Here is a 19,548-nt window from a genome sequence, read left to right on the forward strand (position 1 = left end):
ATACACGTCCTGTAAGCGTACCTGGCAATGTTAATTTATCTGGAAGCAAGTCACAGTTAAAAAGGAGAATTATTATGATTAAACAGTTTCAATCTAATTCGTATCGTTGGTCGTTCGTGGGGTTAGCCGCTATGCTAATTATTAGCGGTTGTTCATTGACGAATGCTACTGTGGATCAACAGTCTGCAGCTCCATCGAGCTCGCCGACTATTGATCAGAAGACGACAGATACAACAAATACAAGTACACAAACCACAGAGACAGATCAAAAGACTGGAACAGGAACAACAGGTGATACAAAACCAGCTGACTCTGTGACACCAACTACGCCACCAACAGCTACCGCTGAAGAGGAGAAATCAACAGCAGCAGTTTCAAGAGCTAACGAGTCGAGTTCTACATCAGTAGCACCAGTAGCATCAGTTCAGGAGTCGAGGAGAGCTGCCGCCGCACAGGCAGTAGAGAGCCCAAGACAAGCGCTCCCTTCATCTCGACAAGCGAGCGAGGTAACGCCAGTGCCTGAATCCCGAGATGTGAGAAGGCCAACAGCAGTGCCAGCACCGGCACCTGATACTCGACCTGCACAAGCCGAATCTAATGCTAGAGTGCTAACTCCGGAGCCGGTGGCTCAATAAACTTCGGGGCAACTATAGCAAGAAGAAGACACCTGTAAGGGTGTTTTCTTCTTTTACTTTCGCAATCTTTATGAAATCTTGATCAAAATTTAGGGAACCTTGATATAAAATGATACTTCCTCAAGGTATAATTTAAACATTATACGAGAAGGGGTCGAAACATGTCGTCATTATTGCAAAAACAGAGTTTAACGTCGGAACAGCTTCAATTGCTTGCTTCCGAGATGAGTAAGAAACAGAAATCAGGTGGTATCGCATGGCTGCTCTGGTTCTTCACATGCTCATTTGGGGGTCACCGTTTCTACTTAGGTCGAATTGGTTCAGGAGTTGGTATGTTACTCACACTGGGCGGTTTGGGTATTTGGTCACTCGTTGATTTGTTCCTATTATCAGGCATGATTAGAGATACGAATGAAAAAGTTGAGAATGAGATTATTTCGGAACTCCGTCTGATCCACCAAGCGCGGGCAAACTCAGAAGCTGCTGTAGCGCAGGCATAACGTACATCATATTATGGATAATTTAAATTTATTGCGTACGCTAACACTGGAAGAGCTAGCTATCTTAGAAGCAGAACTGCTGAAGAAGCGCAAATCTAAGGAAGTTGTATGGGCGCTATGGTCTGTGCTGCATTATTTTGGAGCCCACCGTTACTATACAGAGAATTATCTGTATGCAAGCTTGATGTTTGCGGCTACGGTCGTTCCTGGTCTTGCAATCATTTTATTTGCAGTCTACACAGAGTTAGAAGCATTTAGTTACTTTCTCTTATGGTTTAGCATAGCCATATTAGCTGGATCTTTGCTTTGGAGCTGGATCGATGCTTTCTTTCTAAACAGAAGAATAGAAGAGATGAATCACGAACAGGAACGAGTAGTAATTCGTCGTATCAAAGCAACAACTATGAACCAATAAAAACGAGGCAGTCCTGAAACCATCAGGTTTCTAGCTGCCTCTCTTTTTTTATACACACACTAATTTATCAATAAGGCAAGTAAAACCACGTCAAGGAAAGTTTTCGTAACCTCGTGCATTAGATACTGTCGAAGCAGTCCTTCTTCTTGAAAGCCCAACTTCTTCAACAGCTTCAATGAGGCAATATTCTCAGGGTAAACTTCTGCCTGAATTCTATGGGGGCTGATGTTTGTTTTGCTGAAATTGATAACACCCTGCATGGCTTCAGACATGATGCCTTTGCCCCAATAATCGGTCATTAGATCATATCCGACCGTTAGAGGATAACGATGATCTGCATCGAAGATGCCTCTGGTAGGCATAAGAATGACGGTTCCGATGATGTGCCGCGGTTCGGCAGGATGAAAGGAAATTCCCCAAGGAATTAATCTTCTTTCTTCAAAAGCTTGATTCCACGTGTTAATTAGCATCCGAGTATCTTCAATGGAAGAGGGTCCATGCCAATCCAAATGCTTGGTGACCTGAGGGTCGGAATAGAAAGCATAGATATCCTCAGCATCCGAGGCAACCATTTGCCGCAAAACCAATCGTTCGGTGTAAATGAAAGGGAAAGAGGAAAATAAGGCATCCACACGCATCATTATATTTATTTTCCTTTGTAGTAGGATAGTAGTTTGTAGAAATTGTACACTAAGATCCTTAAGTGCAACTTAAAAAGGAATAAATAATAAAAAGAAACGCCTGATCACGGCAAAATAACCATCAATCGGACAAATAGTCTGACTGATGGCTTCTTGCTTTATCAAAGCTGCACATAAAACGAAGTCGTCTCATTCAGCACGCTTTTCGCGTAAATTTTCCCCTTGTGCTGCTCAATAATGGATTTGGCAATGGCTAATCCAAGGCCGTAGCCGCCACTTTTCCGCGAGCGGGATTGATTAGCGCGATAGAAGCGGTCGAAAATCCTTCCCAGATGCTCGGAAGGAATACCCTCGCCCGTGTTGGTCACCACGAGCAGAATGTCGCTATGACGTTTCTGCAAGGTGAGCGATATCGATCCTTTCGGTTTGGTATATTTGATCGCATTATCCATAAGGATCATGACGACCTGCTTGATTTGCTCGCTGCTGCCGCGCACGGTTAGCCCGGGTTCAATCTCGTAGGTTAGCGAGATATCCTTCTCATACACAACCGCCTCCATCGTGAGGATGACGCTCTCAACGGATTCACTGACATTAAAGTTCGCAAACAGCAGGCCTCCTGTGGAATCCTCCATCTCGGTCAAGTAGAGGAGATCGCCCGTCAGCGTCTTCATTCTCTCTGTTTCGGATTTGATATGGTGCAGCCATTTTATCTGATTATGAATCGTGTCATCGCTATTGGCCAATAGCACATCGGCATTCGTATTAATGACGGCTAGCGGTGTCTTTAGCTCATGCGAAGCGTCTGCGATAAACTGCTTTTGTTTATTGAACGCTTCTTTCACCGGCGCGATAGAGCGGTTCGCGAAAAATCGGCTCGTAAAGAAGATGACGATTAGCATGATGAATCCCACAACGGAGAACGTATAGATGAGGTTCGTAAGAATGTTCATTTGAGCGGTAACGTCCAGATAGACGACGGAGTTGCCTGTGGCGCTTTTTTGCACCAGATAAGCCCATGTATTGCCATCTAGATTAAATTGGCCGTTATCCGACTTGCTGGAGGCGGCTTTTTGTATGGCAAGTTGATAGAAATCGGTATCCATGTCGAAGCGGGAGTTCGTGGCTATAAGATTCCACTGTTCGTCCGCTTGCAGCAAGAAGGAAACAGATCTTTCCGGCGGGGGACCGGCAGTGTCATTTGTTGGCTGAGAGTGAGGATTCCCGTTTGGCCGCGGTTCTCCTTTATCCCCATCAGGCTTGTGATAGAAATCAGTTACGCGATGCAGTTCCATATCGATGTCGTTTCGCACATTTTGATAAGTAATCGTATAGATGGAAGCAAACGCCAGGAGCATGATGAACGTGATGATGACCAGGTTGACGATAAGAAATCGGTTGCGCAGCTTACGGAACATTTAGGAGGTCGCCTCCAATACGTAGCCTACGCCTCTAATCGTGGTTATGCGGACAGATGCTTGCAAGAAAGTGAGTTTTTTTCGCAAAAAAGAAATGTACACTTCCACATTATTATGTTCCACCTCAGAGTCGAAGCCCCAGAGTTTTTCAATGATCTGTTCCTTGGAGATAACCGCGTGTTTCCTCGACATAAGGAGCTCCAATAATTCACTTTCTTTTAAAATGAGCTTAAGCTCCTTCCCATTGCACGTCAGCTTGAGAGTTCCTGTATTCAGTTCGATATCCCCGAATTTCAAAGCATCCTCTGCGACAACCTCCCCCTTGCGCCGCAAGGCTGCTCTGATTCTCGCGAGCAGTTCCTCTGTCGAAAATGGTTTGGCAACGTAGTCGTCTGCACCGTGATCCAGACCTGTTATTTTATCCGAGATTTCACCCCTCGCTGTCAGCAGAATCACGGGAGTCGCGATTCCTTTGCTGCGAATTGTCTTCAACAAGGTAATGCCGTCCATTTCGGGCAGCATGATGTCGAGCAGTAACAGATCATAAATCCCGCTTAATGCGTTATCCAACCCCGTTTGGCCATCATGGACGGTATCTACGGAGTAATTATGTTTTTTTAGAATCTGAGTTAATGCCTCAGCCAAATGGATCTCATCTTCGACAATTAATAGTCTCATTTTCGTTTCCCCTTTTGTGCCAGTGTGATGAAGCTTAATTGCATGACTTCATTATAGGGAGTGAACCTTTAATCAAACTTAATCTTATCATTTCTCTGGTCCTTAACAAAAAATTTACAAAACGTATATCATTTAAGTTTCACTAAAGGTTCGGACGCTAAGATACAGATATGAAGCAGTTAACACTCGCAAATGAGAAAGGGGCGCAGCACCATGGCGATTGAAGTATTTAACCGGTATGAAAATAAATATCTCATGGATACTGAAGCTTTTTACGTTTTGTATAACCATCTGCTGGCATATATGGAGCTTGATGAGTACAACAAGAATGATAAGTTCTATTCGATAAGCAACATGTATTACGATACCGAACATGATTCTTTGATCAGAAACAGCTTGGCGAAGCCGAAATACAGGGAGAAACTCCGAATACGAGCCTACGGCATTCCTGAAAAAGATGGCAAAGTATACCTGGAGCTTAAAAAGAAGGTATTCGGCTTAGTGAACAAGCGGAGGACTGCGCTCATGCTGAACGAAGCGTACGATTATGTTCGCACTGGGGATGTGCCGGAGCTCAAACCTTATATGAACAAGCAGGTTATTCAGGAAATCAGCTATTTCCTCCAGCGATACGAGTTGCAGCCGAAAGTGTATCTGGCTTATGACCGGATTGCCATGTTTTGCAAAAACAATCGCGATTTACGCATTACYTTTGATACGAATATCCGGTCTAGACGGTATGATCTTAAGCTTGAGGATGGCGATTATGGTGAATCGTTGATCAGCCGCGGGCAATGGTTAATGGAAGTGAAGGCAGAGAAAACGATACCTGTCTGGCTGTCGAGAATGCTGTCGGAACACCAGATGTTCCGGACGAGTTTCTCGAAATATGGCAATGAATACAAAAAAATGCGAAACAGAAAATTCGCAGGGGAGGGCATGGAACGATGATAGATGCCATTATGACTTCAGCGCAGGTGAGCTCGGATTTAACGTTTCTCCACGCGCTGTTAACGATTCTCATTTCTTTCGGGCTAGGTGCAATTATCAGCTTCACTTATATGAAAACACAGCCTATGTACAATCAAAGCTTCACGTTGACGATGATTGTGCTTCCGGCGATCATAGCCGTCATCATCTTGCTGATTGGCAGCAATATCGCAAGAGCGTTCAGCCTTGCTGGCGCGTTCTCCATCATTCGGTTCAGAAGCGCTCCCGGTGATCCGAAGGATATCGCTTTTGTCTTATTTACGATGGCGGCGGGATTGGCCTGTGGTGTTGGATCTTTTGGTTACGCAGTGTTGTTCACGGTAGCCCTATGCTTGCTCATGTTTCTCTTGAAAGCTATTAAATTTGGTGCTAGGAAGTCCTCACAAAAATTGTTGAAAGTCACGATCCCAGAGAATCTGGGGTACGAGGAAGCGTTTGATGAGATTTTCGAGAAATTTGGCATTGTCTATGAATTGCGAAAAGTGAGAACGACGGAGCTCGGCAGCTTGTACGAGTTGGTGTACATGGTCACAATCGATCATCTCACGAATCAGAAAGAATTTCTTGATGCCGTCAGATGCAGGAATGGGAACTTGGATATTACTTTGACAATGAATCCAACCACGGTTGAATACTAAATGAAAGAGGTAGATGGACGATGAAAAAACAGCTAATTACGAAACAAGTTGGTGTTGTACTCTTATGTGCTGTTGTAGCATCTGCATGCAGCAGCCAGTCTGCTACAGAAACGAGCACTCAGGCCTCTTCGGAGTCAACTGCACAATCGACTGCAGCCGTAGTAACCGCGGCAACCACGCAGGAGGCCAGCTCGGATATCATCAAGAAAATTGAGTATGAAGCTGATGATGCTTATACAGATTGGAGCAATTCGAATGCGACAACAATCGAATTGAATGGGGCGAGCGCATCCATTACCGGGTCAGGCGCTGAGGTGAAAGACAGCAAGATTAGCATTACAGCAGCAGGGACCTATGTGGTGAGCGGCAAGCTGGATAACGGTCAAATCGCCATCAATGTGAAGGATAAAGGCACGGTTCGCCTTGTTTTAAACGGGGCTGAGCTGTCCAACAGCAGCACTTCGCCAATCTTCGTTGAGGAAGCGGGCAAGACGATTATTTCCCTGCAAGAGGGGACTACTAACGTTGTTACTGATGGAAAAACGTATGTTTACGCCGATGCTTCGACGGACGAGCCGAATGCAGCGATTTTCAGCAAAGATGATCTTACGATTAATGGTACAGGGAAACTTGTCGTTCAGGGAAACTATAACAATGGGATCACTAGTAAGGATAAGCTGAAAATTACAGGAGGCACGCTAGAGATTCATGCTGCCGACGACGCCTTGATGGGACGCGATCTCGTGGCTATCCAAGCTGGCACTTTCACCCTTGAAGCGGGTGGACACGGGATTAAAACTACGAACGATACAGAAGGCAAGGAAGGGTACTTGGCCATCGAAGGCGGCACTTTCCAAATCACTTCTGCCGAAGATGCTTTGCACAGCAGCGGCGGACTGCATGTGAATGGAGGAGAGCTGCAAATCAATGCCGGCGATGATGGCATTCATGGCGATATCTCCGTCGCCATTGCGGGCGGAACGATCGATATCGCGAGCAGCTATGAGGGAATAGAAGCTCCGACGATTGTAATCTCGGAGGGCCATACAAGCCTTGTAGCCAGCGATGACGGTGTGAACGCATCTTCGGGCAATGGGGAATCCGCTGGTGCGGGTGGACCTGGCGGGCCGGGCGGAGGTCAACCGGGAGGCACTGAAGCAGGTGGGCCACAATCCGGCGCTAACTCTAGCAGCACGCTTACGATTACCGGTGGATATTTAAACGTTGACGCCAAAGGAGACGGTTTGGACGCGAATGGTTCCATTGCCATGAGCGGTGGTACGGTAATCGTTAACGGTCCAACCGATAATGGTAATGGGCCACTTGATTACGACGGAACGTTCGAAATGACAGGCGGGTTCCTCGTAGCCGCTGGAAGCTCCGGGATGGCGCAAGCTACCTCTGACCAGTCATCGCAGCCAGGCATCCTGATGACGTACTCGAAAGCGCAGCAAGCTGGCACGATGGTTCACTTGGAGGATAGTGAAGGCAAGGAAATCCTGACATTTGCGCCAGCCAAAACGTATCAGTCGTTGTTCGTCAGCTCCCCGGCCATCAAGAAGGATGCCACGTATACGTTATACACTGGCGGTACGTCGACAGGCACAACGGCCAGTGGTCTCTATGACGGGGGTACGTACCAAGGAGGTACGAAGGTAGTCGACTTTACACAGTCGTCGGTCATCACTTGGTTGTCTGAAACAGGCGTGACGGAAGCAAGGCAAGGCATGGGCGGTCCTGGCGGCGGCCCTGGTCAGGGCGGAGGAGGCAGAGGAGGCATGGGAACGCCGCCTGAAGGTGGTGGAGAACCTCCGCAACGGAAGTAGTCAGTGATACAAACAATCTGTGTCGAAAGGGTTAACTGTGAATCAGTTAGCCTTTTTTTACATGATAGGAAGCTATTTATCTCTCTATAAATCAGGTAATATATATATTATATTTAATTACCAATATTTTATTGTTGAAATGAGGTTTAGAAGTGCATCATCTGCATGGTACATACGATATGGTTTTAGTTGCATTTTCCTATGTGGTTGCTGTCGTGGCATCCTATACAGTCCTCGATTTAGTAGGAAGAATCAGCACTTCCAAAGGAGGATCTCGCTGGTCTTGGCTCCTTTTTGGAGCGATCGCAATGGGCTTGGGCGTATGGTCCATGCATTTTGTCGGGATGCTTGCATTTTCGCTGAACATTTCTGTTTCCTATAACTTAGTCAATGTCATACTTTCCGTCGTCGTCGTGATTGCGGCTTCCTTCCTTGCCCTGTATGTGGTTGGCCGAAGTCAATTATCCTGGCGATTATTGCTTGCAGGTGGGCTGCTGCTCGCAACGGGCATCTCGGCTATGCATTATATTGGGATGGCTGCGATGGAAATTAATATTACCTATAAGCCTGTTTATTTCACATTATCGATTCTGATTGCTATTGTGGCATCTATTGCGGCGTTGTGGTTAGCGTTCTATTTCCGTAAGGGCATAGAGCCGAGTAGAATGTGGAAAAAGCTAGGCAGTGGCTTAATTATGGGAGCTGCTGTAGTAGGCATGCACTATACGGGCATGTATGCAGCGCAATTTCAAATGCTGGATGTATTAGATGAGACCAAAGGTATGTTTCTGGATCAGAAGCTTTTGGCATATACGATCGCAGCAGGCACGCTGTTCACATTAGGTTTGTCGCTTTTTGGCATTTATATTTCCAATCGATTGTCACGCAAAGATAACGAAATCCAGGAACATGAGAAGTGGTATAAATCCTTATTCGAAAATAATCAGGATGGCATCATTTCGATCAATATGGACCATCGCATTATTGGGTTTAATTCCGCTGTAACGGAACTCACAGGGCTAACCAGTGATTGGTTCCGCAATCAAACGATAGATAATATCTTACCCTTCATTGTACCGGAGGATCAGGAGCGCACGAGGGAGTTGTTTGCAAAGTCGCGAGACGGCGAGATGCAGACCTACTACACCGCGATTATCCACAAGCAAGGACACCGTGTCGAGCTAAGTGTGATTAATGCCCCGGTCATCCTCGATGGGCAAGTTGTCGGCAGCTACATTATTGCCAAAGACATCACGGAAGAAAAGCAGTCCAAAGAGAAAATCCAACACCTCGCCTTTCACGATGAGCTGACGGGAATGCCTAATAGGCGCATGTTCAATGAGGTGCTGGGCCAGATGATTGACAGCGATGCTAAGCAGTTCGCGGTCATGGTGATGGATCTGGACCGGTTTAAATTAATTAATGATTCCCTCGGGCATACCTATGGAGATCAATTCTTGCAGGAAATGTGTGAGCGTATCCGTCGGTGCATGGAGGGTATGAATGTAACTTTAGCGCGTATGGGCRGCGACGAGTTTACATTGCTCTGTGATAGCAGTTACGAAAGGGACGAAGTTGCAGGCTTGGCCGAACAAATCATCAAAGCGATTGGTGTACCGTATCGTCTTAAAGAGAATGATTTCTATGTCACAGCAAGCATCGGTATTGCTTTATATCCTACCGACGGTGCAGATGCGGTGCAGTTGCTCAAAAATGCGGACACCGCCATGTACGAAGTGAAGAAAAACGGCAAAAACGGGTACCAGTTCTATACGGGCGAATTGAACGCGCAATTGCAGGAGAAAATTGAGTTGGAAGTTGATTTGCGTCAGGCAATCACGCGCAAGCAGCTGTTCTTGAATTATCAGCCGCAGATTCGAGCGGGAGATAGCCAGATGATCGGCGTCGAGGCGCTCGTTCGTTGGAATCACCCGACGAAAGGCACGATTTCCCCAGGCGTATTCATTCCGATAGCAGAAGAAACGGGCATTATTTATGAAATGGGCACATGGGTATTGAGAGAAGCCTGCCGGCAAATGAAAGAATGGCATCGTGGAGGCGGGCCGCTGATTCCTGTTTCCGTTAATTTATCCTCCCAGCAGTTCCACCAGGCCAATTTGGCCATGTACATTAAGGAAATTTTAGTGGAAACCGGGCTTGAACCGCAATACTTGGAGCTGGAAATTACGGAAAGCATGATGATGGACGCGTCTGTTTCCAGAAGTATTCTAAACGAACTAACGGAGTCTGGCATTCGGATCAGCTTGGATGACTTCGGAACGGGCTATAGTTCCTTGAGTTACCTGAAGCTTCTGCCGATCCACAAGCTCAAAATTGATCGTTCGTTTATCCGCGATATTACGGAGAACAATAATGATAAAGCGATAGTTGCAACGATTATCTCGATGGCGCAGCATTTGAATATGGACGTTATCGCGGAAGGTATTGAGACGAAGGAACAGCTGGATATTTTAATGGATAATGATTGCAAAAAGATTCAAGGTTATTATTACAGCCGGCCATTACCTGCTCGAGATGTAGAGGAAGCTTTTTTCGCTCCGATGCGAGCAAGTAAATCATAAAGGCGCCGCTTTAGTTGTTAGAAACCCGATTAGCTCTGTAGAGCTGGTCGGGTTTTTTGTTAACTAGTATAAGTAATTCTTTCCAAACAAATAATACGCAGAAGATCTGATAAATGACATTGGAAGGTGGGGACCGGAGTCGATGGCAAGTGAAACCCTCTCGGACAGTGTTAAATCGATTATGGACGTCATCGGGCATAATCATGATGTTGTTTTGCGAGAAATTATCCTTGGAAGTACAGGACGGAAAGCCGCAATTATCTATATTACAACAATCGGGAGTTCTGAAGTTATTAACAAAAGCGTGTTGCAACCACTGATGAATATGCAAGCAGCAGACGGCGATTTAATTGCGGATCTATTCAAAGAAAGAGTGCTGGGCACCACGATTTTGCTTTCCGAACTGGTCGAAATCGAGTCGGTGACGTCTTGTATTCGCAATATTTTATCAGGAAATACCGTACTCATCATTGACCAAATCAGCAGCTATATCATTCTTAGCACGGCACATCAAGAAGGAAGAAGTATTCAAGAACCGAAGTCGGAATCCGTGGTGCGGGGCTCGCGTGAAGGTTTTGTTGAGAATATCTCAACGAATATTTCGCTAATCCGACAGCGGATCAAGGATCCTACGTTCACGATGCTCCAATATCACGTTGGCAGGCGTACCGAGAGAGAGCTAGTTATCGCCTTCATTAAGGATATTGCAAACGATCAGATTGTGGAGGAAGTTTGTCGTAGAATCGAAACAATCGATATTGACGATGTAGCGGAATCCGGGTTTATTGAACAATTTATTGAAGATAATACGTTCTCGCCTTTCCCTCAAGTCATGAATACAGAACGTCCCGACAGAGTTGTCAATGCCTTAATGGAAGGCAAAGTGGCTATTCTCTTGGATGGCACGCCTTTTGTGCTCATTGTTCCAGTGACGTTTCCGATGATGCTTTATTCTCCGGAAGACAATAATGAACGCTGGATGTATTCAAGTTTAATCCGCTTAATGCGATATGTACTCGTTGTTACTTCCCTGTATTTACCATCCCTTTATATTGCTTTTATATCTTTTCATCAGGGACTAATTCCCACTAAGTTAGCCATATCCATTACTTCCAGCAGGGAAGGGGTTCCCTTTCCCACCTTTGTAGAAGCCATGATGATGGAAATAACGATTGAAATACTACGTGAAGCCGCTATTCGGCTGCCCAAGCCAATTGGACAAGCGATTGGTATGGTTGGTGGTCTAGTTATCGGGCAATCGGCGGTACAGGCTGGTATTGTGAGCCCAATCATGGTCATTGTCGTGGCCGTGACGGCAATCTCATCCTATACGATACCTATCTATTCAGCAGGTATTGCCATGCGTTTGCTAAGGTTCTTCATGATGTTGGCAGCCGCAGTGTTAGGCTTATACGGGATTATTATGGTTACGCTGCTGCTTCTGTCCCACATGATGAAGTTAAAAAGTTTTGGGACCAACTATGCAGGCATATTCGTGCATTATCACCCTTCAGACTGGAAGGATTCCATTATTAAGTATCCCTTGAAATGGATAAAAGACCGCCCGAAAATATTGGATCCCAAAGACAAGAAGCGAACGAATTAACGACAACTAATGAAAAGGGGGGTGGACACATGAAGATCGTGCGAAGTGATCAGATTTCGATTTCGCAATTGACTGTCTTGAATACATCCATGATTCTCGGACTGTCCATTCTCACGCTGCCAAGAGCCACTTCTGAGAAAATTGGTACCCCAGACGTATGGATAAGCATCATCATCGCGGGGCTAATCTCCGTGCTGTTGGCCGTTATATGTGCGAAGGTAAGCCAGCGGTTTCCCGGACAGACCTTCTTTGACTACAATCGACAGATTGTTGGYAAAGCGATCGGCATTGCTTTTAGTGTCGTATTTTGCGTGTACTATATCTTGATGGCTGCTTTCGAAGTGCGTATGCAGGCCGAGGTTATCAGGCAATTTCTTTTAGACCAAACGCCAATTGAAGTGACTATGATTACGTTTCTGTTTGTTGCCGGTTATTTGCTCCTGGGACAAATAAATCCGATAGCCCGGCTAATGGAGTTTTTATTGCCGATTACCTATATAAGCATTCTGTTTGTTATGCTGCTGAGTGTCCAGGATTTTGATATCGATAGGTTGCGTCCAGTTCTAAGTGAAGGAATACGCCCTGTTTTCAGAGGTCTTCTCTCGACAGCACTATCCTATTCGGGCTTTGAATGTATCATGGTGTTCTCGGCTTTTGTGGATAAGCCCAAAAAAATGGTTCTTTCCGCTATTATCGGCGTTTCCCTGATCATCGTCCTGTATACGATAAATGCGGTTATTGTTATTGATGTATTGGGCGTTTCAGAATCCAGTACGTTAACTTGGCCGACCTTGGAATTGATTAAAAATGTGGAGATGGCCGGGTTTTTTCTAGAAAATTTTGAAGTCATTTTCATTGCTGTCTGGCTTGTTGAGATCTTTACCACCTATATCATTTCCCATTACATCGCAAGTCTTGGTATTAGCAAAATGTTTGGCATCAATATCAACTATGTACATATCGGTTTGTTGGTTGTTATATATTTCATTGGCATTTATCCAAGTGATTTGAACGGCAGCATCAAGCTCGGAGAACTTATTGGGAACATATCCTTATTCACGGCGGGAGTCATGCCGATCTTACTGCTGTTCATTGCTGCACTTAGAAAAAGGGGACGTACACTGTGAAACAATGCGTAAAACGGGCTGTTTACTGTCTCTTCTTACTATCATTTCTTGTACTTCCTGGGTGCTGGGATAAAAGGGAAATCGAACAGATTGGCATGATCGCTGGAATCGCATTGGATCAGGGGGAGGATACCTCCAGCCACCGGATAAAAATGACGCAGCAATTCGTCAATACGACTCTCGGGTCGAAGGAAGGCGTAACCAAAGGATATTTTAACCTTACCGATGAGGGCTCGAATATATTTGAAGTCATTAGAAGAACGTCAACGCGAACAGACCGTTCGCCCTATTATACGCATTTGAAGGTCATTGTCTTAAGCGATAAAGTCACATCTGCGGCTCAGCTATTGGATTTAATGAACTTTTTCCAGCGGGATCATGAGATGAGACGAACCGTACGTTTGTATTTTTCCAAAGGTCCTGCTATCACAGTTCTCGAGAAATCGACGGAAAACAAAGAGATTCCTGCCTTTAATATTTTTTATAAATCGCGAAATCATTACAAAACGTTAGAAATGCCTCGCCAAATAACCTTGGGGGAGATGTCTGTCAATCTCTCTAGTCAGCTAAGCTTCCTTGTTCAAGTGATTGATCTTTCGAATGGGTCCGAGATGCAGGGAGCTGCTGTTGTTTCGGGAAAAAAGAAGCGTTTAATTGGTTGGTTGAATAAAGAGGAGGTTTCAGGAATCAATTGGGTTCTAGGGACTAAGAGCGGAAGTAAAGGGGGAGTTATGACGGTCGCAGATAAGAAAACGAAGAAAGACATGATATACGAAGTTGATCATATCTCTACAAAAATCGAACCGAAGGTGGAGGGCGAGCAGATTACCTTTCATGTTTCCATTGATTCGGAGGGTCGTCTTGGGGAGGATTGGACTGTCAATGATGCACTTGATGAGGATTTTATTAAAAAGACGGATGAGTTGATCGCAGATGAGGTAAAACGGGTTGCGGAACAAGCTGTTGCAAAAATAAAAGATACTTATAAAGTGGATGTTGCCGACTTTGGAGAACAATTGAGAATCAAAGATTACAAGCAATGGAAGAAAGTAAAGAATGATTGGGATGAAGCGTTCAGCCGATCGAATGTGGAAATAGAAGCGAAAGTACACATTCGAGAGTTTGGATCTAAAGGAAGGAAAGTCCCCAAACTACCAGATAGCAAGGACAAGAAATAGGGGCGGAATCTGAATTGTCTGCGCGAAGCCAATACGTAGCGGCTTTGCGCAGACTGTTGTCATTTATTTGATCAATTCGATATCGATTGACTTTCCATTCACTGCATCGAACTCTACAGTCGTTGTCGAAGTACTTGTGCTAACTACCCGTGCTTCGCTGCTGGCATTTTTCAAATGCCATGCACCTACTAATATAACGGTGTCCTTCATCATAGCACTTGGAGTTAACGAACCAGTAAGACGCAGATCAGGATCCGCAACGCTTAGCACAATATGATTGGAACTTAATGACTGGACCACCGCCATGATGGGGTTGCTGCTGCTTTGAATCAGGCCTTGATTCATCGGTACATTGCTGTTAAAGATGGCATAGCCAGTAGCTTCCTTCCCCGGCTCCGAGTTTTGGACAATATGAGCATCGCTATTTTTTTGCAAAACCGTGTATTGCGTGTTGTTTGCGAATGCAGCCGTCCCCTGTGCTCCTGCCCCTACTTTAATGGCATATTCGTAACCTGCCGATGCTGGAGCAGAACCGTGATTGATATAGGCCGTAGTGTAGTTGCCAGTCGTATTTTTCGTGCCTGCGCTGTTTCTAGAGTTTTGCACACCGCGCGTAATGACAGTGCCAGCCGCATTCGGCAGCACATAACCGTTCCCGTAAGGATCTACGATCCAGGCTGGGGTTGTACTTGTGATTGTACTCGTATAAGTCGCATAAGTGACCGAGGTAACGGAGTTGTACCAGAATGGCATCGTACTGCTCGGCATAAACGATTGAAACAGGGTAGTTTCCGTATTATGCATGGCATCCGTGTTATGAATATCAGAGCCTAAGCTGACTACTTTATCGCCAAAAAAGAAGACCGATTTGTTTGCTCGGAAGCTTGCGTCAAAGACGGTGTCATGCAGTTTCATAGCGTAGACGCCATATTTATTTTGAGAGGATACACCGCCTACGAAGGTGCTATCCGTAAAAAGTCGCATACGATCCGTTTTTTGTGCCAGCTCAGTCAGAGACATGTGTTTCACTGTCGTACCCGGCCAGCGGCTCCAGTCCCATCCAGCGTCAAGGTTAATGCCGCTTTCGACGATTCCGGAAGTCAGTCCGTTTCTCAATATCTGCATATTGCCGTAATTCTGATAGGCGCCATACACATTTTGATTGCTGGCAGATTCGAAGTTCCAAGCATATTTACTCCAGCCTTTTATTCCGATCAGCAAGTCATTTACGCGATTGACAGCCATAGCGCCATAGGGCATGACCCAGTATCCTTGCGGATTGGCCTTCGGCGGGACCCCTGCCTTCGACAGTCCATCCGCAAGCTGCAAGCCGCCAAGCGTATCCATATACTCAACACCGTACGAGTCGGCTTGTTTGAATAGGCCTTGTATCAACTTGGACTGCGGATTCCAAAGTCGTGTGAAGGTAGAAGCAAGCTCCGTGTCTACTGGGGTATTGGCCATGGCCAGATAGGAGTAGGCCAGCAGACTCGTCAGCGGGCTGGTAGTGGTGGGGAAACGTCCGGTTGCCCCGACGGGCATGGTGTATGTATTGGAAGCCAGCTCTAGTGTGAGCAGTGCTTTTTTGATGTTATTTTTCGCATCATCGGACAGAGCATAAGGAGTTCCACTCAGGAGGTAGGCAATCAGGGAAGCCGTCTGCATCGCATGATCCCCATAGGCATTCATATAGACCCCGCCATGATGGAATAGGGTGCCGTCAGGCTTGATCGTATCGGCGAAACCAGGTGCGATTTGCAGCGCTTGCTCATACAAGCCGACGAGGCCTTTCATGTACTGTGCTTTCTTAGGCGTATGATCCATACCTAGAACGTAAAGTAAGTCATACATGAATTTTGTTCGGATTTCATCCGCTGTTGTCTCTTCGTAAACGGAATTATCGAATGTTTTACCGAAATTCGTGTACCAGAATATCGTGTTAAGCTCCCGTTCGAAAATTCCTGCAGCCTTCAGCTCATTGCGCATAAGATAAACAGCATGAAAATACCCGCTGTGCCTGTTTGCTTCATGATCCTGAGTGCCGATGGCACTGCCATTCGCCCAACCTTGGTCATTCATATAATCAAACACATCGATCGCTTTTTGTTTGCTTAACACATTACCGTTGATTTTGTAGTCGAAAACGAGCGGCAACAGCACCGTTTGGCTAACATTGTCGCCGAATTTAAGCGAATGTGGATCTGAGTTTGCGTATAGCGCTTCTCCAGTCATTGTACCATCAGGGTGTCTGACGATATGCAGCGCGTTATACGCAACAAGCCCCGCTCGAATGAAACCTTGGAGGGCGTCATATCTCATTTTAAGCGGCCCGGTTAACTGTGCATACTGCAGTGCATCGCCATAAATCCACTTCTCATACCGGCTTGAGATCGTATCGAAGGCACTAATTTCCTGCGGAGTAATTGTCGCTGGCAGTGGGAGGGTAGGCTGTTGTTGGCTGTAGAAGTAGACATTATCCCAAGTGCTTTGGCCGACATTCAGGCCAGTCTTGGGCATCTGGTAATCCGCGGATCTTGCTGTTACCATCGATGGGGAAAATTCCAAGTTATCGAAATAAAGGCTCCCCGATGGTATGGAGGCAGGGGGAATGATTTGCATCGCCTCGAGCGGTTCGTTGATGTTTTGCGTATAAGCTGGGTTTCTACCCTCTTCTCTAAATTTGATCCAGACGGCCCGCCATCCTTTGAAATTCAGATTCACTTTGAACGAAAAGTGATGGATGCCATTGTTGAGTTCCGTCGTTTTGCCGAAATTGAACGTCACTTGATCGTTGACTGGATTTTCATTATAAATCCATAGCTTCATGCCGCCATGCTTAACGTTCGCTGTGGCTAGATTGGCAGGCTGCGTGTCGCGCAGCTTGGAGCCATTGGACCATGCCCAGTGCAAGGAGCTGCCTCCGTGCTTGTAATGTTTACTTGATAGCTCAGCCAATCCGCCATTTTCCACGCTCCAGGTGGCAGGCAGCGCAGCTCCCTCGAACGACTCCGTGCGGGAATAATCGTCGGCTGCATGCGTAGCACTTGGATATGCCCCTACGCTTGATGCCAGAAGCAGTGCCGCAACCAGAAGTCGCACGGTGTGTTTTCTTCCTTTTTGTAATAATGAGTTCACATAAATTCCTCCTTCAATTTTTATGACAAAGGTTCTAGTTGGCCTCGGAAACCCGTGCCTATAGTCCCTCGTTGAGAATATCTCGTGATTATCACCTCCAAACTTATCTTGGATATCGGATGAAGATCGATAAAATATTATAAAAATTACATAAAAGCAAAAAAATGCATATTTAGACCTAATAATAGGATCTATATACTACAAATTCTAGCAGTCCAAAAGACACCCATGGAGTGCCCTAAGGACCAAGTGGGGTTAGCCGATCAACCTAGAAGGTTTTAAGCCCTTTTTGGCGAATAAAAGTAGGGTATTGCTTAAGAATACCGGAGGTGGAAGATGAAAGCGCTATTTATTGGAGGAACAGGAACAATTAGTTCAGCAATTACGAAGCATCTGCTAGAAAGTGGATGCGAGCTTTATCTGCTGAATAGAGGCACGAGAAATGAATCTTTACTAGCGGGGGCCAAATTGCTCACTGCTGATATTCGGGATGAAGAGCACGTCGCTAGTCTAATTGAACACTTGGAGTTCGATGTTGTTGCAGATTTCATCGCGTTCGAACCGGCTCAGCTGGAGAGAGATTACCGCTTATTTCAAGGTAAAACGAAGCAATTTATGTTCATAAGCTCAGCATCTGCCTACCAGACACCGCTGTCTGACTATAGAATTACGGAAGGAACACCATTATCCAATCCGTATTGGGAGTATTCGAGAAACAAAATTGCTTGTGAGGATTACTTACTTAAGCAGTACCGCGACCATGGTTTCCCTATCACAATTGTGAGACCTAGCCATACCTATGATGAACGCTCCATTCCACTTGGTGTACATGGCAGTAAGGGCAGCTGGCAAGTTGCCAAACGTATGCTGGAGAACAAACCCGTGATCATTCATGGGGATGGGACTTCACTGTGGACGATGACGCATAATAGCGACTTTGCGAAGGGTTTTATCGGCCTTATGGGCAATGCTCATGCCATTGGGGAGTCCGTACATATCACTTCCGATGAGTCGCTTACATGGAATCAAATATATGAAGCTATTGCCGATGCACTTGGGGTCAAGCTGCAGGCCGTCCATGTTTCATCTGAATTTCTGGACGCGTGCAGCACGGAGAATTACAGAGGCGGTTTGCTCGGAGACAAGGCGAATTCCGTTGTTTTTGACAATGCGAAGTTGAAGCGTCTTGTTCCGGAGTTCGTTGCAACCACTCGTTTTGATCAGGGGATTAAATCGACGGTTGCCCATATTTTAGCTAAACCCGAGCTGCAGAGAGAAGATCAGGAGTTCGATCAATGGTGCGATAAGGTGATCCAGGCCTTAGAGGCGGCTGTGCAGGCAATTCGGGAATAGGTTCGAAGGGATGGCTAATGAATGAATATATCGGTTGATATCAGAGATAACTCCAGAGTCGCTATTATCGAGAACAGTGATATCCTCATTAGCGATGTACAGGAGGCTTTGGACTTGATGGCCTCTGTTCAATATTTGGAAGAATGCCATAAAATTTTGATGGACAAAGCCAACATCACGGAAGACTTTTTCGAGCTTAGGACCCGTCTTGCAGGTGAAATTTTGCAGAAATTTACGAATTACAAGGTTAAACTTGCGATTGTTGGAGATTTTGACGTGTATGAAAGTAAAAGTCTGCGGGATTTTATCTATGAATGCAATCAGGGTAACTCGGTGTTCTTCCTGAAGGACAGAGGGGCAGCATTGGAAGCCCTACATAAAGTCGAGTAACACTATGGATAAAAGAGTGCTTGATGCCGGCTTGTCGATAATTTCAGCGTGCAAGAGATAGACAGGCGATATTTGGGACGCTCATTACGGATGCCGCGGCTGTGATTTTGCATGCTCTCGATGTTTCAATCGATCAACTACATGGGGGCGGGCACAATGTGATCTATTCGGCAGTAAGCTTACTTGGGAAACGTGAACTTGGGGGATGGGGGACAAAAGAGGAAGTCGACGGGATCGGCTCCTTACTTCACTCATTAAAAAAAGCAATTCCCGGGCGATCCTGGCTGGGCAGTTCGGTTTCGGAGGTAAAGAAATTGTCGATCGATGAAAGCGATCAATTTCCTGAGCTTCAGCATCCTGGACAGCTGTCGACTTTTATCCTTGATGAGCTGTCGGCCTTTAGCACGATCTATCGAGCCGAATCGCATCATGACTT

General features: G+C 45.8%; 15 protein-coding genes and 2 pseudogenes. 13 read left to right on the forward strand and 4 right to left on the reverse strand.

Annotated features, from left to right (window positions below):
* From AC1DUA_RS01255 to AC1DUA_RS01265, 3 genes and pseudogenes are all read left to right on the forward strand, one after another.
* Nucleotides 1-635, forward strand: a pseudogene (locus AC1DUA_RS01255) (hypothetical protein); the annotation flags it as partial.
* A 161-nt stretch (nucleotides 636-796) separates the two neighbouring features.
* Nucleotides 797-1,135 carry a TM2 domain-containing protein gene (locus AC1DUA_RS01260; protein ID WP_477497992.1) on the forward strand — a complete coding sequence of 113 codons (339 nt, stop codon included), beginning with the start codon at nucleotides 797-799 and terminating at the stop codon, nucleotides 1,133-1,135.
* A gap of 31 nt (nucleotides 1,136-1,166) precedes the next feature.
* Nucleotides 1,167-1,550, forward strand: a complete 384-nt coding sequence (locus AC1DUA_RS01265) for an NINE protein (protein WP_477497993.1) — start codon at nucleotides 1,167-1,169, stop codon at nucleotides 1,548-1,550.
* Nucleotides 1,551-1,609: 59 nt separating this feature from the next.
* Here AC1DUA_RS01265 and AC1DUA_RS01270 read toward each other — a convergent pair whose 3' ends face one another.
* The 3 genes from AC1DUA_RS01270 to AC1DUA_RS01280 form a co-directional block, all read right to left on the reverse strand.
* The gene (locus AC1DUA_RS01270; RefSeq protein WP_477497994.1) at nucleotides 1,610-2,191 is read right to left on the reverse strand and encodes a GNAT family N-acetyltransferase; all 582 of its coding nucleotides are present in this window, start codon (nucleotides 2,189-2,191) and stop codon (nucleotides 1,610-1,612) included.
* Nucleotides 2,192-2,352: 161 nt separating this feature from the next.
* Nucleotides 2,353-3,609, reverse strand: coding sequence for a sensor histidine kinase (locus tag AC1DUA_RS01275; protein ID WP_477497995.1), 1,257 nt, complete (start codon nucleotides 3,607-3,609; stop codon nucleotides 2,353-2,355).
* Nucleotides 3,610-4,287, reverse strand: coding sequence for a response regulator transcription factor (locus AC1DUA_RS01280; protein ID WP_477497996.1), 678 nt, complete (start codon nucleotides 4,285-4,287; stop codon nucleotides 3,610-3,612).
* Nucleotides 4,288-4,500: 213 nt separating this feature from the next.
* Between AC1DUA_RS01280 and AC1DUA_RS01285 the strand changes: the two genes are divergently transcribed.
* The 7 genes from AC1DUA_RS01285 (at nucleotide 4,501) to AC1DUA_RS01315 (ending at nucleotide 14,234) form a co-directional block, all read left to right on the forward strand.
* On the forward strand, nucleotides 4,501-5,238 hold the full coding sequence (locus AC1DUA_RS01285) for a VTC domain-containing protein (RefSeq protein WP_477497997.1): 738 nt from the start codon (nucleotides 4,501-4,503) through the stop codon (nucleotides 5,236-5,238).
* Nucleotides 5,235-5,915 carry a DUF4956 domain-containing protein gene (locus AC1DUA_RS01290; RefSeq protein WP_477497998.1) on the forward strand — a complete coding sequence of 227 codons (681 nt, stop codon included), beginning with the start codon at nucleotides 5,235-5,237 and terminating at the stop codon, nucleotides 5,913-5,915. The genes AC1DUA_RS01285 and AC1DUA_RS01290 overlap by 4 nt, the downstream gene beginning before the upstream one ends.
* Nucleotides 5,916-5,935: 20 nt before the next feature.
* Nucleotides 5,936-7,741 (forward strand): carbohydrate-binding domain-containing protein, encoded by a 1,806-nt coding sequence (locus tag AC1DUA_RS01295; protein ID WP_477497999.1) that lies wholly within the window; start codon nucleotides 5,936-5,938, stop codon nucleotides 7,739-7,741.
* 152 nt (nucleotides 7,742-7,893) lie between these two features.
* Nucleotides 7,894-10,323, forward strand: coding sequence for an EAL domain-containing protein (locus AC1DUA_RS01300; protein WP_477498000.1), 2,430 nt, complete (start codon nucleotides 7,894-7,896; stop codon nucleotides 10,321-10,323).
* A 142-nt stretch (nucleotides 10,324-10,465) separates the two neighbouring features.
* Complete coding sequence (locus AC1DUA_RS01305; protein ID WP_477498001.1) at nucleotides 10,466-11,929, forward strand: spore germination protein; 1,464 nt, start codon at nucleotides 10,466-10,468, stop codon at nucleotides 11,927-11,929.
* Between the two features lie 29 nt (nucleotides 11,930-11,958).
* On the forward strand, nucleotides 11,959-13,056 hold the full coding sequence (locus AC1DUA_RS01310) for a GerAB/ArcD/ProY family transporter (protein ID WP_477498003.1): 1,098 nt from the start codon (nucleotides 11,959-11,961) through the stop codon (nucleotides 13,054-13,056).
* Nucleotides 13,053-14,234, forward strand: a complete 1,182-nt coding sequence (locus AC1DUA_RS01315; protein WP_477498004.1) for a Ger(x)C family spore germination protein — start codon at nucleotides 13,053-13,055, stop codon at nucleotides 14,232-14,234. Before AC1DUA_RS01310 ends, AC1DUA_RS01315 begins: the two co-directional genes overlap by 4 nt.
* Before the next feature lie 63 nt (nucleotides 14,235-14,297).
* On the opposite strand, the gene AC1DUA_RS01320 is transcribed toward AC1DUA_RS01315, so the two are convergent.
* The gene (locus AC1DUA_RS01320; protein WP_477498005.1) at nucleotides 14,298-17,369 is read right to left on the reverse strand and encodes a chondroitinase family polysaccharide lyase; all 3,072 of its coding nucleotides are present in this window, start codon (nucleotides 17,367-17,369) and stop codon (nucleotides 14,298-14,300) included.
* Nucleotides 17,370-17,705: 336 nt separating this feature from the next.
* On the opposite strand from AC1DUA_RS01320, the gene AC1DUA_RS01325 reads away from it, so the two are divergent.
* The 3 genes and pseudogenes from AC1DUA_RS01325 to AC1DUA_RS01335 form a co-directional block, all read left to right on the forward strand.
* The gene (locus AC1DUA_RS01325) at nucleotides 17,706-18,722 is read left to right on the forward strand and encodes an SDR family oxidoreductase (protein ID WP_477498006.1); all 1,017 of its coding nucleotides are present in this window, start codon (nucleotides 17,706-17,708) and stop codon (nucleotides 18,720-18,722) included.
* A 21-nt stretch (nucleotides 18,723-18,743) separates the two neighbouring features.
* Nucleotides 18,744-19,112, forward strand: coding sequence for a DUF4180 domain-containing protein (locus tag AC1DUA_RS01330; RefSeq protein WP_477498007.1), 369 nt, complete (start codon nucleotides 18,744-18,746; stop codon nucleotides 19,110-19,112).
* A gap of 101 nt (nucleotides 19,113-19,213) precedes the next feature.
* Nucleotides 19,214-19,548: pseudogene (locus AC1DUA_RS01335) on the forward strand (hypothetical protein); the annotation flags it as partial.

Source organism: Paenibacillus sp. 01T422 (assembly GCF_056398785.1).

Bases quoted from the DNA above. Each gene is read 5' to 3' on its own strand.
- AC1DUA_RS01305 (WP_477498001.1), top strand. From the start codon at position 10,466: ATGGCAAGTGAAACCCTCTCGGACAGTGTTAAATCGATTATGGACGTC.
- AC1DUA_RS01330 (WP_477498007.1), top strand. From the start codon at position 18,744: ATGAATATATCGGTTGATATCAGAGATAACTCCAGAGTCGCTATTATC.
- AC1DUA_RS01260 (WP_477497992.1), top strand. From the start codon at position 797: ATGTCGTCATTATTGCAAAAACAGAGTTTAACGTCGGAACAGCTTCAA.
- AC1DUA_RS01270 (WP_477497994.1), bottom strand. From the start codon at position 2,191: ATGATGCGTGTGGATGCCTTATTTTCCTCTTTCCCTTTCATTTACACC.
- AC1DUA_RS01275 (WP_477497995.1), bottom strand. From the start codon at position 3,609: ATGTTCCGTAAGCTGCGCAACCGATTTCTTATCGTCAACCTGGTCATC.
- AC1DUA_RS01290 (WP_477497998.1), top strand. From the start codon at position 5,235: ATGATAGATGCCATTATGACTTCAGCGCAGGTGAGCTCGGATTTAACG.
- AC1DUA_RS01295 (WP_477497999.1), top strand. From the start codon at position 5,936: ATGAAAAAACAGCTAATTACGAAACAAGTTGGTGTTGTACTCTTATGT.
- AC1DUA_RS01325 (WP_477498006.1), top strand. From the start codon at position 17,706: ATGAAAGCGCTATTTATTGGAGGAACAGGAACAATTAGTTCAGCAATT.
- AC1DUA_RS01280 (WP_477497996.1), bottom strand. From the start codon at position 4,287: ATGAGACTATTAATTGTCGAAGATGAGATCCATTTGGCTGAGGCATTA.